This window comes from Paraburkholderia sp. Ac-20347, from assembly GCF_017104805.1.
GTDB lineage: Bacteria > Pseudomonadota > Gammaproteobacteria > Burkholderiales > Burkholderiaceae > Paraburkholderia > Paraburkholderia tropica.
The window spans coordinates 1-894 of record NZ_JAAGPN010000623.1 but is presented as its reverse complement, the minus strand read 5'-3'; the positions used below and the strand labels follow the sequence as shown (position 1 = coordinate 894).

Sequence of the window (894 nt, the reverse complement as noted above, 5' to 3'; positions counted from 1 at the left end):
GATCATGAAGCCGAGAAAATCATTCTACCACCTGACATTAAAACAACTCGTTGGCATCGGTACGCTGTAGATGTATTGGATTATCAAAGTTCAAAAGCACGCTCAATAGCAAGACTATTAAATCAGCTAAATATCTCCAAATCAGGGGCGGTAGCTTTTGGAGATGACTTAAATGATATGGAAATGTTTACGTTGGTGGGAGCGGCCATCGCTATGGGTAACGCACATCCCATGTTAAAACAACATGCTCATATTATTTGCCCACGCCATGATCAAGATGGCATTGAAAAAATTTTAAAAACGCTAAACTGGACTTAATCAACCCCCAAACAGAAACCACCCTTTGCTTCTGCAAAGAGGGGTTTAAAATAAGGTGCTGACGATGACCTACTCTCACATGGGCGAACCACACTACCATCGGCGCTAAGACGTTTCACTTCTGAGTTCGGGAAGGGATCAGGTGGTTCCATCTTGCTATTGTCGTCAGCGTAAAAGGATTAACAACGCTGTATGAGTCTGTTTATTACCAAATCAAGATTAAGGTTCATCTTACATATTACCAATCAACACATTCAGTGGTAAACCACTTGGGTTTTGTATGGTCAAGCCAAACGAGCAATTAGTATTGGTTAGCTACATGTATCACTACACTTCCACACCCAACCTATCAACGTCGTCGTCTACAACGGCTCTTTAGGGAAATCTTATCTTAAGGTGGGCTTCCCGCTTAGATGCTTTCAGCGGTTATCCCATGCGAACATAGCTACTCGGCAATGGCACTGGCGTGACAACCGAAACACCAGAGGTTCGTCCACTCTGGTCCTCTCGTACTAGGAGCAGATCCTCTCAAATTTCCAACGCCCACGGTAGATAGGGACCGAACTGTCTCACGAC

Annotated in this window: 1 protein-coding gene and 2 rRNA genes; 1 reads left to right on the top strand and 2 read right to left on the bottom strand. The window is 44.2% G+C overall.

Features of this window, described 5'->3' with window-relative positions; all coding sequences use genetic code 11:
* Nucleotides 1-318: HAD hydrolase family protein (locus tag G3N97_RS39080; protein WP_205998035.1), on the top strand; the 318-nt coding region annotated here is incomplete at its 5' end.
* Nucleotides 319-374: 56 nt separating this feature from the next.
* Here the strand turns inward: G3N97_RS39080 and rrf are convergent.
* Nucleotides 375-488, bottom strand: a 5S ribosomal RNA gene (gene rrf, locus G3N97_RS39075).
* A 110-nt stretch (nucleotides 489-598) separates the two neighbouring features.
* A 23S ribosomal RNA gene (locus tag G3N97_RS39070) occupies nucleotides 599-894 on the bottom strand; the annotation flags it as partial.